A 13,991-nucleotide genomic window follows, 5' to 3' on the forward strand; every position below is an offset into this window, starting at 1 on the left:
TGTCTCGCTGCTCGTCGCGCGAAGCGAGGGGTTGCAAGCGATGCCTACGCGCTGAAGGTGTCTCGCTGTCCAATCAGGTCATGGGATGCATGCCCTCAGCCCGCCCTCTTTCCATAGGTCGTGAGCAGTCGGCTTCTGGCTGCGCGACAAAGACGTTCGTAAACGCGACATCCCGGAAACTGGCACCTCGCGTCTGCTGGCAGGGACGACAGGGCGCCTGCCGTCAGGGGCCACCTTGCACCTGCATCCCGATGAAACGGCGCGGGCTCCGAGTTCCGGCGCACACTACCTGGACAGTATGGGGGCTCCCTCATGCGCGCCCGCCGGATGGACTCTGGGGCTATTGAGGGCACCCGGTGCGTGTCGAACGATCGCTTCCTGGTGAAGCCTTCCGAGGGGGCCTCGTGGGCCCTCCCCGGGGCCGACGGTTCGTGTCGCACGCGGGCGCACGGGCGTGTCCCGGATGCTGATGGCGGAGCTTTGCCTCGCCGTGCCTCACACGCGTGGGGTCTGCCCGTTCCGCCTGCGATGCACTATTCGGTTTTGCGTGCTATGCCGTCATTGCATGGAGATCTTCAGGCTCGCGGATACGGTTGAGTTGAATAACGCATGGCTTGTTGGCCTGAGCGTGGCATTGATGCTGCTCGCGCTCTGGGCCTTGCTGGTGGCCTCCAGCGCGCTGCTGTATCAGGGCATCCGGCTGGTGGGCATGACGGCGCTGGAGCAGGTTGCAGACGCCCTTCGCAAGCGCGCCCGGCTGAGCGCCGCCCTCCTGTCTTTCGTGGTGGTGGTCGCAGGCATCGCGGTGTTGGGTTTCTCTTTGTGGGCGAAGAAGGACCTGGCTCCCCACTTCAACGCCTTGCTCGCGGGGGTGACCGCGGAAGGGCTGGCGGACCTGGGACGTGGGGCGGGGTTGCTGGTGCTGCTGCTGGCGGCCGTCGTGGTGCTGGAGCGCGCGGCGCGTCAGGTTCTGGTGCGGCTCGAACGCAGGTTGAACGAGTGGCAATTGGCCCCGGAGCACAGGGTGCATGCCCAGAAGGCGGTGGAGCAGGGGCCCGGCTTCATCAAGCTGGTGCTGGTCTACTTCGCGGTGGGCGTGGCGGTCGCCTCGCTGCAGCTTCCGGCCGCGTTCGACTGGCTCATTGGTACGACCCTCTTCGTGCTGCTGGCCATCAGCGGCGGGCGGCTGGCGGTATCCCTGCTGCACCTGCTGTCCGGGCGGCTGGTCGGGTCCTGGGCGGCGAAGGGCACTGCCTCGAGGTACGAGGAGTACTTCCTGGCTCTTGGCCGGCTGCTGCCGGTGGGGCAGAAGAGCCTGGAGGCCATCGTCTACATCTCGGTGGCGACGCTGATCATCCGTCGGTTCCAGGGTCTGGAGTTCTTTGCCCCCTATGGGCCGGTGCTCATCCGCGTCATCGCCCTGTTCTTCGCCGCCAGCGTCGTCGTGGAGTTCGTCCGGCTGCTCATCGCCCGGGGATTCAAGGTGGACGGCCCCGACCTGGATGACGCGGCCCGACGGCGCAACACCTTCGTCGCTCTCATCCAGGGCGCCTCCAAGTATCTGGTCTACTTCCTGGTGGGGATGATGGTGCTCAGCGACCTGGGCGTGGACCCGACCCCCATCCTCGCGGGCGCCGGCATCGTCGGCCTCACCGTGGGCCTGGGCTCGCAGGCCATCGTCACGGACATGGTCAACGGCGTCTTCCTGCTCTTCGAGGACCAGATCCTGAACGGCGACTACATCCGCATCAACGATACAGAGGGTGTGGTGGAGGAGATAACGCCTCGCATCACCCGCATTCGAGATCGCTTCGGACGCCTTCACATCCTCCGCAATGGCGAGGTCAAGAATGTCATCAACTACAGTCGCGGCTGGACGCTGGCCATCGTGGACATGGCCGTGGCCTATGAGTGCGACCTGAAGAAGGTGATGGATGTGATTCGGCAGGTGTGTGAGCAGGTACCCATGCTGTCGCAGGGGAAGGTGTCCGAAATCCCCAGGCTTCTGGGGATCGAGAGCATGGAGGAGAGCTGCATGACCCTGCGCATCGAAGCCAGGGTTCAGCCAGGGACGCACTTCGACGTGAAGCGGCTGCTCAACCGGCTGCTCATCGAGGCGTTCAAAGCCAATGGCCTGGAGTTCCCCTATCCCAAGGCGGTGGAATACGACGGGGGCCCGTGGCTCCCCGCCCTCTCCGTGGCCCCGTCACAGGAAGAGCCCCAGGCGCTCGCCGCCTCGAACCGGTAACCTCGCGGCTCCTCTTCAGGCCTGTCTCTCGAACTTGGAGGCGGGGCGTCAATGCCTCGCCTCGAGCCAGTGGTTCGCGGGGCATGAAGAACGCGGCCCGCGCGGCGTGGGTTCGTTCTTGATTTTCTGCTGTCGGTGACGCCGTCCTTGAAAGCTACGGGTGAGATGATGAAGCGATGGGCAGCCCTGACGGGCGCGGTTCTCGCGGTGATGGTGGCGTCCGGCGCGGCCTGGGCCCGCGTGGAGCAGTCCTCGCCCATGCCCGCGGCGATGGCGCAGGCGCAGTTGCGGGTCGTGACGGCCAATCTTGATTTCCACCGGAGCGAGGCGGCTCGCAGAGATTGGAATACGATTGGCCCCGAGGCTGACATCGTGTTCCTGCAGGAGGTGAAGTACGTTCGGATGCGCGACATCCTTGGGGATGGATGGGCGGTTCGTCAGGACACGTCGTCGGAGGACCGGCAGGGGAGCGCGGTCGTCATCCGCAAGTCCGCCGTGAAGCAGATTGGGGAGCTGCACCTGGTGAAGGGGGTGGACGCCAGCCCCTGCCCGGACGGCGGCATCATGACCCGGTGGATTGCCAGCGTGGACGTGCAACTCCACAACAATCGCTGGATTCGTGTCGCATCGCTGCACATGCCGCCCCCGCGTTGTCAGACGGGACCGACCAGCCCCTACGCCCGGATGGCGGACAGCGTGGTGGCCTTCGCGAACCGCAGTGAGCCGCTGCTCGTCCTGGGCGCGGATTGGAACAAGGTGGTGGACAGCGACCCGAACGACATTGGCGCGCGCACGGGCTTGAAGCCGCGCGGTCCGGACTCGGGACTGCGCATCGACGGCTTCTACGTCTCCCCGGCCATTGGCACCCAGGGACTCCAGTTCCTGCCGCAGACCGGTGACAACTCACACCGTCCGGTGAAGATGAACATCACCGTTCCGGCGCCGTAGTCGCGTTCAAATGGACAGACACTCCGGAAAGGTTTCCGGAGCCTTGCAAGGCATTGAGGGAAGTGGGCCCTCCTGGATTCGAACCAGGGACCAATCGGTTATGAGCCGACAGCTCTAACCGCTGAGCTAAGGGCCCTCATGCGCCAACCAACCGCGTAACGGATTGATTATCCCTGGGCGCGCAGTCCTGGCAAGGGGCCACGTTTTACCCAGCCTCAGCGCTTTCGCCTGGCAACCTTCGCGGGCGGCGGCGTCTCCCGGGCCACCTTCACGCGGAAGGTGTCCCCACGTTGGGTCACCTCCACGCCTTCGGCCCGGAGGTTCCGTGCCTGCTCCTGGGCCACTTGGGGCGCCAACGTCCCGTCCGATCGCGTGACGCGCCACCAGGGCACCGGCAGCTCGGGCTGATGGGGCAGGGTGGCCATCTCCCGGCCCACGCCCCTCGCGGCGCCCGGACGGCCCGCGTAGAGCGCCACTTGGGCATAGGAGCGCACCTGCCCGCGTGGGATCGCCCGGATCGCCTGCCACACCGCCTTTGCGAAGGGCGGGGGCGCTGCCTTCGGTGTCTTCGTCTTCGCTCGGAGTGCCACGAACCCGGACTCTAGAAACACGAAGGCCCCCGGTCCATGACTGGAGCGGGGGCCCGGTGCGAGTTCAACTCACGGAGCGGCTCAGCTCTCCACGAAGGAGCGCAGGCGCTTGGAGCGGCTCGGGTGGCGCAGCTTGCGCAGCGCCTTGGCCTCGATCTGACGGATGCGCTCGCGCGTCACCTCGAAGTCCTGACCCACCTCTTCCAGCGTGTGGTCGGACTTCTCGCCGATGCCGAAGCGCATGCGGAGCACCTTCTCTTCACGCGGCGTCAGCGTGGCGAGCACCTTCCGGGTCTGCTCGGCCAGGTTCATGTTGATGACCGCGTCCGCGGGCGACACGAGGCTCTTGTCCTCGATGAAGTCGCCCAGGTGGCTGTCCTCTTCCTCGCCAATGGGCGTCTCGAGGGAGATGGGCTCCTTGGCGATCTTCAGGACCTTGCGGACCTTGTCGAGCGGCAGCTCCATCTTCTCCGCGATCTCCTCCGGCGTCGGCTCGCGGCCAATCTCCTGCACCAGGTAGCGGCTGGTGCGGATGAGCTTGTTGATGGTCTCGATCATGTGCACCGGGATGCGGATGGTGCGGGCCTGGTCCGCGATGGCGCGGGTGATGGCCTGACGAATCCACCAGGTGGCGTAGGTCGAGAACTTGTAGCCGCGCTTGTACTCGAACTTGTCCACGGCCTTCATCAGGCCGATGTTGCCCTCCTGGATGAGGTCCAGGAACTGCAGGCCGCGGTTCGTGTACTTCTTCGCGATGGACACCACGAGGCGCAGGTTGGCCTCCACCAGCTCGCTCTTGGCGCGCTCGGCGCGGCGCTCACCCAGGCGGATGGCGTCGTAGTTGCGGCGCAGGGACTCGACGGGGAGGTTGGCCTCCTCCTCGACCTTCTTGATCTTCCGCACCGCCGTGCGCACGTCGCGGTCCAGGACCTCCAACTGCTCCGGCGTGAGGTTGAGCTGCTTCTGCAGCTTCTTGCCGATGTTGGGGTTCTCCCGCGACTCCTTCAACTGCGGGCGCAGGTCCTTCATGGAGCAGTCGTAGCGACGCTCCAGGTCCCGCAGCTCGTCCTCGGCCTTGTCGACGCGCTCGATGAGGGACTTGAGGTTGATGACGATGCGGTCCACCTGCTTCTTGTTGAGCCGCATCTCCTCCAGGACCTCCATCATCTTGGTCCGGAGGTCCTTGATCTCCTGCTTCACTTCCTTCTTGCGCACGTCGGTCAGCTTCTTCTTGGAGGACAGCTCCTCCTCCAAGACGTCGCAGTCCATGGCGAACTTGCGGAAGCGCTCGATCTGCTTGCAGATCTGCTCAATCTTGTTGAGCTCGCTCTGCGCGAGCTGCGCGGGGGCGTCACCCTCGCCAGCCTCCTCGGGGGCCTCGTCGGCACCTTCGGCCTGCGACTCTTCCGGCGCGTCCTTGATGACGTCGCGCACGCGCAGCTTGGCCGTCTTCAGCTTGTTGCCGATGTCGAGGATCTCCTCGACGGCGACCTTGCACGCGAGCAGCGCGCGGAGGACTTCCTTCTCGCCCTCCTCGATGCGCTTGGCGATTTCGACCTCGCCCTCGCGGGTGAGCAGGCTGACGCTGCCCATCTTGCGCAGGTACAGGCGCACGGGGTCGTTCGACTTGCCGCCCGGCTCGTCGTCCTCGTCCTTCTCGTCCTCGTCGGCGTCTTCCTTCTCTTCCTCGACGGTGACGGTGGGCTTGATCTCGTTGTTCTGAGCGGCCTTCTGCGCGTCGACAATCTCGATGTCGTTGTCGCCGAACATGCTCATCACGTCGTCGATCTGATCGGACGACACGATGTCGGCGGGGAGCGCGTCATTGACCTCGTCGTAGGTGAGGAAGCCCTTCTCGCGGCCCGCGGCGAGCAGGTCCTTGACCTCCTTGCGCTCGGCGACCGGATCCTCCTCGATGTCGTCCTCGACGGCGTCGGGGTCGACCTGGACGGCGGCGGCGGCCTCTTCCGCGGCCTCTTCCGGGTCCACGTCATCGCCGACCGGCGCCACGCCCTTCTTCTTCTTCTTGAGCTTCTCCGTCGCCTCGGCGACGACGTCCCGCGCGGCGAGCTCTTCCTTCTCCTCGGCGCCCGTCTTGGCCCCCTTCGCCGTGGCACCGTCCGGAGCCTTCTTCTTGCGGATCACCGGATCCACCTTCTTCTTGGTGGGCTTCACGGACGCCTTCGAGGGCTTCTGCGTCGGCATTCGGGTACTTCTCCTTGAGCAAATTCAGGGGCTTGAGGCCTGGGCGAGCCGGCCGATCTACCGCAAAGTCAGGGTTTCTTACAAACGCGAACTCAAACCGGTTGCATGGGCGCCTTTGTTCCCGAGGAGGCAGGCTTGAGCTCCTCCAGGACACGCTTCTTGAGCGCCAACAGTTCCACGCGCTCGGCGAGGAGCTGGCGCGTCTCCTCTGTCAGGTCGAACGCTCCCGGCGTCTGTTCCGTCGCCCGCTTTATATAAACGAGCCGCTCGTCGATGCGCCGCACCATGATTTCCCGGCAGATGGCCAGGAAGGAGCCTTCCAACTGGACAGGGTCCGAGGGGAGCTGCCGCAGCGCGCTTTCAATGCCGCGCTTCACGGCTTCCGTGGATTCAAAGAGCGCATCCTTCGCGCCATGCCCGGAGGTCGCATGCGCCAGCGCCATTCGCAGACCCATGTGGGAGAGCTCGTCACACACGCGGAAGGTGTCCCGTGCCATCAACCGTGGCTCTCTCAACACCGCGCCCACGTAGAAGCACTCCAGGGGCGGCGGCGGCTTCTCCAGGGGCGGGGCTGGACGGTTGGGGGTCGAAGGAGGCGCGTCGTGGGCGGCGGGCTTGGGAAGGGGCACCTTGCTGCGCAGGGCGGCCTCCACGTCCGCGGGCCGCCAGCCGAAGTGCTCGGCCACCGCGCTGAAGAGGGTGGCGCGCACCAGGCCCATGGGGACCTGTCCCACCACCGGCTTGAGCCGCTCGAGCGCCGCCATCTTTTCCTCGAAGCTCGCGGCCTTGCCCTCGGGGAGGAGCGAGGCGAACAGGTGGGTGGTGAGCGGGTGGGCGCCTTCCAGCAGCTTCTCCACGCCCTCCTGGCCCACTCGACGCGCGAACGTGTCCGGATCATCCCCTTGCGGAAGCAGGGCGACTCGGGCGGTTGCCCCCGCGGCGAGCAGGGGACCGGCAAGCCGTTCGACAGCGGCAAGTCCCGCCGAGTCGCCATCCAGGAGCAGAATCAGCTCGCGGGCCTCGGCGCGCTTGAGCACCTGCATGTGCCCCGCGGTGAGGTTGGTGGAGCACAGCGCCACCGCGTGTCGCACGCCCACCTGGTGCAGTCCAATGGCGTCGAAGTAGCCCTCCACGAGCACGGCCGCCTTGCGCTTGCGCATCTCGTCGCGCGACTGGTCCATGCCGAAGAGCGTCTCGCTCTTGTTGTAGAGCCGGGACTCGCGCGAGTTGAGGTACTTGGGCCCTTCGTCCGCGCCCACCAGGCGGCCACCGAACGCGATGGGGCGGCCTTCTGGCGCGCGGATGGGCACCATCAGCCGGCTGCGGAAGAAGTCGTAGTAGCCGTCCGCATTCGGGCGCTTGAGCACCAGGCCGGCCTTGGCCGCCCACTCCAGCATGCCTGTCTTCTGGAAGCGGTCCGCCAGCGAGGCCCATTCATGGGGCGCCCAGCCCAGCCCGAAGGCCGCGGCCGTCTCTTCCGAGACGCCCCGGCTGGCGACGTAGGCGCGGGCGGCGCGGCCTTCGTCCTGCTGCCACAGCATTGCGCGGAAGTGCTCGGCGGCCAGGTCCGTGGCCTCCTTGATCTGCTGCCGCTCCTTCATGCTGGGGTCTTGCTCGGCCTCCAGGTCCACGCCGAGCTCACGCGCCAGGTCCTTCACCGCGTCCAGGAACGTCTTTCCCAGGTAGCGCTGGACGAAGGACACCGCGTCGCCGCTCGCGCGGCAGCCATGGCAGAAATAGAAGCGCTTCTCCGGCACCACGTAGAACGAGGGCGTCTTCTCCTGGTGGAAGGGACAGCAGGCCTTCCACTCCCGGCCCGACTTCTTCAGCTCCACGTGCCGGGAGATGAGCCCGACGAGGTCCACCCGCTCGATGACTTCCTGGATCTTGTGCTCGGGAATCACGGCTCCCACCCCCTGGCCCACCCCTGGGCGGGCTCAGCCGGTCCATCATGCTTGCCTGGGCTGACGTCGCCTGCCCCACGGCCGACCTGACGGATCGTCCCCTGGAGGGCCAGGGCCGGTGCGCTCGGAAGGGGAGGGGATGGTCGCGGCATGGGGTGGACTCCTGAGGCCCCGGCCCGTGACGTCCGCCGGGGTGAGCGGGTGTCGCGGTGGGACTGACCCAGGCACTTAATGACGGGGGCGCGGGTGAGCAAGTTTCCGCATGCTTGTCCAGCCCCCTCAATGCAAAGGCGCCGCCGGTTTCCCGACAGCGCCCGTGCGGACTTCAGACCGAGGAAAGCGTCAGGAGAGCTTCGCGAGCTCCGCCTTGACGGCCTCGGAGATGGCGCGGCCTTCGGCCTTGCCGTGAATCTTGGCGTTGACGTGCTTCATCACCGCGCCCATGTCCTTGGGACCCTTGGCGCCCGTCTCGGTGATGGAGGCGCGGACCTCGGCGATCAGCTCGTCGGAGGTCAACTGCTTGGGCAGGTAGTTCTGGAGGACGGTGATTTCGGCCTCTTCCTTCTCCGCCAGCTCCGGACGGCCGCCCGACTTGAACTGCTCGACGGAGTCACGGCGCTGCTTGATGAGGCCGGCGATGACGGTGAGGATTCCCGCGTCATCCAGGGCGGAGGCACCGGGCTCCACTTCCTTGTACTTCACCGCGCTCTTGAGCATCCGCAGGACGCTGAGCGTCAGCTCGTTCTTGGACCGCATCGCGTCCTTCAGGTCCGCGTCGATCCGCTCCTTCAGGGTGGCCATGGTCGCAACTCCGGGAGGTGAGACGTTGTTCAGGGGGACTTCGACGGCGGGAGCCAGGGCACCTGACAGCGGTGGCGCCCCAGCTCCTCGCGCGAGGCACGCGCCTAGAACGACTTGCGGGCCTTCTTCACAGCGCGCTTCTTGGCGGCGAGGGCCTTCTTCTTCCGCTTCACGGAAGGCTTCTCGTAGTGCTCGCGCTTACGGATCTCGGAAAGGATTCCAGCCTTCTCCGTGGCCTTCTTGAAGCGCTTGAGGGCGCTTTCAATGGACTCTCCTTCCTTCACTCGGATACCGGGCATGTAGTCACCTCCTTCCGCCGTACGTAGATGTAGGTTTAGATCAAAAGGGCTCGCGGGTATGACCCACTGGGCGGGAAAACGCAAGGACGCCGGACGAAAACGCTAAGGCCGATGGACTACACTGTCCTCCTCGTGAGCCCAGCCCTCCTCCTGGTGGTACTCCTGACGACCGGCCAGCAGCAGGGTGGGACGCCAACCCAGGCGTGTTGGATGTCTTGCCAGCGCCACGTGACGGACACCGTCCTGCGGGCCCGCACCTGCGCGTCGTGCCTGCCGGGTGGTCGGGTGGACTCCTGGGTGAAGACGCTGTCGGGCCAGCGGCCCATCCCCCGGGCGCCGCTCGTCTCCGCGATGAAGGATTCGGATTGGCGGGTGAGGTGGGCGGCGGTGCGAGCGGATGCCCAGCGCATGGGCGTCTCGGATCGCCGGGCGCTGGCGGAGTGGGTGCTGGCGCAGCCCGCGGCGTCGAACCTGGAGGCCTGCCTGACGGCAGCCCGCGCGGCGGCGGAGGCAGGGAGTTCGTCCGCGAAGTTCCTGCGGGAAGGCGGCCCGCGAGGCGCCAACGCGGCGGCCCGGGTCTGGGGGCGACGGGACGCGATTCGCGAGGCGCTGGAGTTGGAGCTCTATTCGGAGGACCTGGCGGTGCGGAGCTCGGCGCTGGCCCACCTCGCGGGCTTCCTGGGCCGCAAGCCGGCGCGGGTGGTGCTGGAGGCCATGGCGACACGGCCGGAGAGCGTGGACGCCGTCAGCGCGAGCGCGCTCAAGGTCGTGGCCGGACGCAGCCGCACGTCGGTGGGCCGGCTCCTGTTGGATGAGGCGAAGCCGGGCGAGGAGGCGCGCATCAACCGGCTCTTCGCTGTCTATTCGAAGGAGCTGGAGGCGATACAGCCGCAGCTCACCGTGGCGGATCCGCTCCAGCGCCGGCGCGCGGTGGAGGAGCTGCGGGCGTATGGGCCGCTGGCCACGCGCGAGCTCGAACAGGCGTTGGGGGATTCGGACCGGTGGGTGCGGCGGGATGCGGCGCGGGCCCTGGCGGAGGCGGAGGGCGTTCCCCTGCGCTCGGCCGCCGAGCGGAGGTTGGAGTCGAGTGATGCGAACCGGGCACGGCCATGGTTGGAGGCGATGGCGCGGGAGCGCGGGTGCTCGGCGTTCTTCCTGGGGACGGCGCGTGACAAGGCGTTGCCCGCCGGGGTTCGAGGCGCGGCGCTGGCCCAGCTCGCGGACTGCGGGGAGGGGGCTCGGGACCGCGTCGCCACGTTGGAGCCGTTCTTCAATGACGGTCAGCCGCCGCTGCGCGCGGGGGCGGTGCGGGCCTTGAGCGGGCTGACGACGCGGCACCCGGGGGTTCCGGAGGCCACGTCGCGGGCGCTGCGGGACAACGCGCCCGAGGTGGTGAGCGCGGCGTTGGAGTTGCTGACGCTCCAGCGGCAGACGTCGCGAGGGGATGAGGCCGCGATGCTGCTGGAGTCGGACCACGCGGAGGTGCGAGCCGCCGCCGCCGAAGCGTTGGAGCAGATTGGCCGTGCCCCGCATGTGAAGGCGCTCGCCGTGTGCTTGCGAGGGGACACGGAGGCGCCGGTGCGCGTCGCCGCGGCGCAGGCGCTCGGGCGCATCGGTGGGGCGCATGCCGCCGCCGCGTTGTCGGATGCAGCGGCCCGGGACTCGGATGCGCACGTGAAGCACGTGTCGCGTGAGGCGTTGCGGCGGTTGGGCTTCGGCCAGTAGCTCGCGAAGCACGTGTCGCGTGAAGCGCTGCGCCGGTTGGGCGTCGGCCATTGGCTCGGGGCCGCTGCGCCCACGGGCCTCGCCTCGGAGCGCGCGGGGGAGGCGCCTCGAGACGGCCCGGTGGTGGCGACGGGCCTCGCGACGACTCGCCGCGGGGCCCGCAGTCTCCGTCTACAGGCCGCTGACGGCCTTGGCGTCCACGCGGTTGCGGCCCGCGCGCTTGGCCCTGTACAGGTACTTGTCCGCCGCGGCGATGAGGTCCTCGGGCTGCGAGAAGTCCGAGTCCAGCAGCGTGGCGACGCCCAGGCTGATGGTGACCTTGATGGGCGTGCCGCTGAAGACGAAGTCCGCCTTGTCCACCGCGTACCGGCAGCGTTCGGCGCACGCCAGGGCCTGATCCTCGGCGGACTCGCGCAGCATCAGCGCGAACTCCTCGCCGCCGTAGCGCGCGAGCAGGTCCTCGGTGCGCACCGTGTCGCTCACGCGCTGGGCGATGCGCGTCAGCACATAGTCCCCGGCGGGGTGGCCATACGCGTCGTTGATCTTCTTGAAGTGGTCCACGTCGAAGAGGACCAGCGACAACGGCACCCGGTGGCGCAGGCAGTAGCTGAACTCCTTGCGCACCGTCTCCAGGAAGTACTTCTTGTTGTAGACGCGGGTGAGGCCGTCACGGGTGGCGGACTCATAGATGCTGCGCTGGTACTGCTCCTCCAGGGCGTCCTGGATGGAGAACTTCAGGACGGTGTTGGAGCCGATCTGGATCTTGTCGCCGTCGTACAGCGGGGCGGCGTTGACCTTCAGGCCGTTGAGGTACGTCCCGTTGGTGCTGGCCAGGTCCACCAGTTGGAAACGGCCATCCCCCAGCGCCACCACCTTGGCGTGCTTGCGGGAGATGCCGTCGTCCTCCACCTGGAATTGCGCCTCCGAGCTGCGCCCGAGGACGACCTCGGAGCGGTCCAGCTTGAACATGCGCCCGATGCCCGCCGCGGACTTGGCGCTGATGACGATCAGATAGGCGCTCTGCTGCTGGGCACTGCCCAGCAGGTCCGAAATCGAATGGACGGAAGTTTTCTCCTCGGACATCGCGGCACCCATCTTACGGGCCGCCTTTTCGCGGCGGCAAGCATACTGCCCGACTCTTCACGACTCCCCTCGGGACCGTCGCGCGGCGCGGCGACGATTCGGGGCCTCCGGGGCGACTGTCGGGCGTCCGACGGTCAATTCTCCGGCCACCGGCGCCTGGATGTAGCGCCCCAGGCCCTGCTCCGAGCCGGAGTGGTAGGCCAGCCCCTGCATCAGCTTCACCAGGGCCGCCGAGGGCGTCATGTCCGCGCCCCCCATCGCCCCGGCCTCCAGGGCCGCCGCCCCCGACTCATACAAGGAGAGGTCCACCCCATTCCGGTGCGCCTGGCTGACCACCACCACCGGGACGCCCCGCTCCCGCGCCTGGAGGAAGAGGGGCCGCAGCGAGCGGCCCAGCTCCGGGTCGATGGGGAAGTTTCCGGCCCCGTACGCCTCCAATACCAGGCCCCGGACATGGGGCAGGAGCTGGAGCGGCAGGGACGGATCCAGCCCCGGGTACACCTTGAGGAGGAAGACCCGTGGATCCAACCGCTCGAAGAGGCGGAAGGCGCCCCGGGACTTGAGGCCGGGTTCGAAGGTGGCGTCCACGCCCAGGGTGCCCAGGACGGGGAAGTTGGGGCTGTCGAAGGCGTCGTACTCGGCGACCTTCACCTTGCGGGCGCGGTTGCCCCGGTAGAGGTGCGAGTCGAAGCAGATGGTGACCTCCCGGGGGCCCTGGAGCGCGGACATCACCGCGTCGATGAGGTTGAGCCGCGCGTCCGAGCGGATCTTCCCCAGCGGCCGCTGCGAACCCGTCAGCACCACGGGGCAGGGCGGGTTGCGCAACATGAAGGAGAGGGCGCTGGCGGTATAGGCCAGCGTGTCCGTGCCATGGGTCACCACGGCCCCGTCGAAGTGGGGGAGGCGCGCATGGAGGTGGGCCGCCATCCGGCTCCAGAGCTCGGGTTGCATCTCCGAGCTGTCCAGGTTGCTGAACAGCTCCAACTCGATGTCGGCCAGCTCGAACAGCTCCGGCACGCGGGCCTTGAGCGTCTTGAAGAAGGCCGCGGGGCGCAGGGCGGACGGGCGTCCCCCGGCCATTCCGAGCGTACCCCCCGTATGCAGCAGCAGGACTCTGGGCATGATGAACAGCCGCTTCCCTGCCAAGGCTGGCGTTGCTTTACAAGCCCCCCGCGCGTCGCTAAGACCCGCCGCGTGCTCCTTTCCTGCTGGAAGCGTGTCGTTCCCCTGCTGGCCGCCGCGGTCCTGACGGCCCCGGGGTGCAAGAATCCCGAGAGCGCGGCCCCCGCTGGAGGCCAGTCGGCGTCGTCGGCGCCCACCCCCGCGGCCCCTGCCACGCCTCCCCCGGCGGCCCCCTCCGCGCCCGCGGATCCGGCCACCGTCCTGTCGGGCATCCCGGGCATGGACTTCTCCTCGCTGTCGCCCACGGCGAAGCGGGAGCTGGCCGACGTCCTCAGCGACAACTTCTGTTACTGCGGCTGCCCCCACACGCTGGGCGCCTGTTTGAAGTCGCACACCCCCTGCAAGCACGCCCGGCGCATGACGCAGCTCGCCGCGCGCATGGTGTCCGACGGTGTTCCGGCCACCGAGGCCATCCTCACCCTGTCGGCGTACTACCAGGGGTTCCCGAGCCCTCGGGCCCAGTTCAAGGTGGATGACCGGATGTGCATGGGCGCCGCCAGCGCCGCCGTGACGGTGGTGGAGTTCTCCGACTTCGAGTGCCCCTACTGCGCCAAGGCCCGTCCCATCCTGGAAGCCTTCGCCAAGAAGCACGCGCAGCAGGTGCGCTTCTGCTACCTGCCGTTCCCCCTGTCCATGCACCCCAACGCGGTGCCGGCGGCCCAGGCCGTCCTGTGGGCCCGGGACCAGGGCAAGTTCTGGCAGATGCATGACGCGCTCTTCGAGCACCAGTCCAACCTCCGCCCGGAGGCGATTGCTACCCTGGCGACATCCCTGGGCCTGGACGGTACGAAGCTGGCCGCGTTGATGAAGACGGACGCGTATAAGGAGGAGCTGGACAACTACCGCAGCCAGGGCCGCGCGGCGGGCATCAGCGGCACGCCTTCGGTGTACTTCAACGGGCGCACGGTGGAGCTGTCCTTCGTGGAGGCCAACATGCTCACCCACAGCCTGGAAGACGAGCTGGAGTGGTCCGCCAACAAGAACGCCTGGGCGGCTGACTGACGCC

General features: G+C 67.7%; 11 protein-coding genes and 1 tRNA gene. 4 read left to right on the plus strand and 8 right to left on the minus strand.

Features of this window, described 5'->3' with window-relative positions; genetic code table 11:
* The first annotated feature begins 637 nt into the window (after nucleotides 1–637).
* The gene (locus A176_RS08070; protein ID WP_082282705.1) at nucleotides 638–2,248 is read left to right on the plus strand and encodes a mechanosensitive ion channel family protein; all 1,611 of its coding nucleotides are present in this window, start codon (nucleotides 638–640) and stop codon (nucleotides 2,246–2,248) included.
* 165 nt (nucleotides 2,249–2,413) lie between these two features.
* Nucleotides 2,414–3,196 (plus strand): endonuclease/exonuclease/phosphatase family protein, encoded by a 783-nt coding sequence (locus A176_RS08075; protein ID WP_002640849.1) that lies wholly within the window; start codon nucleotides 2,414–2,416, stop codon nucleotides 3,194–3,196.
* 63 nt (nucleotides 3,197–3,259) lie between these two features.
* Here the strand turns inward: A176_RS08075 and A176_RS08080 are convergent.
* From A176_RS08080 to rpsU, 6 genes are all read right to left on the minus strand, one after another.
* A tRNA-Ile gene (locus A176_RS08080) sits at nucleotides 3,260–3,332 on the minus strand.
* A gap of 79 nt (nucleotides 3,333–3,411) precedes the next feature.
* Complete coding sequence (locus tag A176_RS08085; protein ID WP_044891114.1) at nucleotides 3,412–3,786, minus strand: MGMT family protein; 375 nt, start codon at nucleotides 3,784–3,786, stop codon at nucleotides 3,412–3,414.
* Between the two features lie 81 nt (nucleotides 3,787–3,867).
* Nucleotides 3,868–5,991, minus strand: coding sequence for an RNA polymerase sigma factor RpoD (rpoD, locus tag A176_RS08090; RefSeq protein ID WP_002640847.1), 2,124 nt, complete (start codon nucleotides 5,989–5,991; stop codon nucleotides 3,868–3,870).
* A gap of 92 nt (nucleotides 5,992–6,083) precedes the next feature.
* Entirely contained in the window at nucleotides 6,084–7,904 is a 1,821-nt protein-coding gene (gene dnaG / locus A176_RS08095; protein ID WP_002640846.1) for a DNA primase, read from the minus strand.
* A 333-nt stretch (nucleotides 7,905–8,237) separates the two neighbouring features.
* The gene (locus tag A176_RS08100; protein ID WP_002640845.1) at nucleotides 8,238–8,696 is read right to left on the minus strand and encodes a GatB/YqeY domain-containing protein; all 459 of its coding nucleotides are present in this window, start codon (nucleotides 8,694–8,696) and stop codon (nucleotides 8,238–8,240) included.
* A 104-nt stretch (nucleotides 8,697–8,800) separates the two neighbouring features.
* On the minus strand, nucleotides 8,801–8,995 hold the full coding sequence (gene rpsU, locus A176_RS08105) for a 30S ribosomal protein S21 (protein WP_002614080.1): 195 nt from the start codon (nucleotides 8,993–8,995) through the stop codon (nucleotides 8,801–8,803).
* Nucleotides 8,996–9,106: 111 nt separating this feature from the next.
* On the opposite strand from rpsU, the gene A176_RS08110 reads away from it, so the two are divergent.
* Complete coding sequence (locus A176_RS08110; RefSeq protein WP_044891112.1) at nucleotides 9,107–10,720, plus strand: HEAT repeat domain-containing protein; 1,614 nt, start codon at nucleotides 9,107–9,109, stop codon at nucleotides 10,718–10,720.
* Nucleotides 10,721–10,891: 171 nt separating this feature from the next.
* Here the strand turns inward: A176_RS08110 and A176_RS08115 are convergent, their stop codons facing one another.
* Complete coding sequence (locus tag A176_RS08115; protein ID WP_044891111.1) at nucleotides 10,892–11,803, minus strand: GGDEF domain-containing protein; 912 nt, start codon at nucleotides 11,801–11,803, stop codon at nucleotides 10,892–10,894.
* Between the two features lie 57 nt (nucleotides 11,804–11,860).
* Entirely contained in the window at nucleotides 11,861–12,925 is a 1,065-nt protein-coding gene (locus tag A176_RS08120) for an asparaginase (RefSeq protein WP_044891124.1), read from the minus strand.
* A 72-nt stretch (nucleotides 12,926–12,997) separates the two neighbouring features.
* Here A176_RS08120 and A176_RS08125 point away from each other — a divergent pair, with 72 nt between their 5' ends.
* Nucleotides 12,998–13,987: a DsbA family protein gene (locus A176_RS08125; protein WP_002640840.1), complete on the plus strand. Its 990-nt coding sequence runs from the start codon at nucleotides 12,998–13,000 to the stop codon at nucleotides 13,985–13,987.
* The last annotated feature ends 4 nt before the right edge of the window (nucleotides 13,988–13,991 follow it).

Origin of the sequence: Myxococcus hansupus (genome assembly GCF_000280925.3) — a bacterium.
In the GTDB taxonomy this organism is placed as follows: Bacteria; Myxococcota; Myxococcia; order Myxococcales; family Myxococcaceae; genus Myxococcus; species Myxococcus hansupus.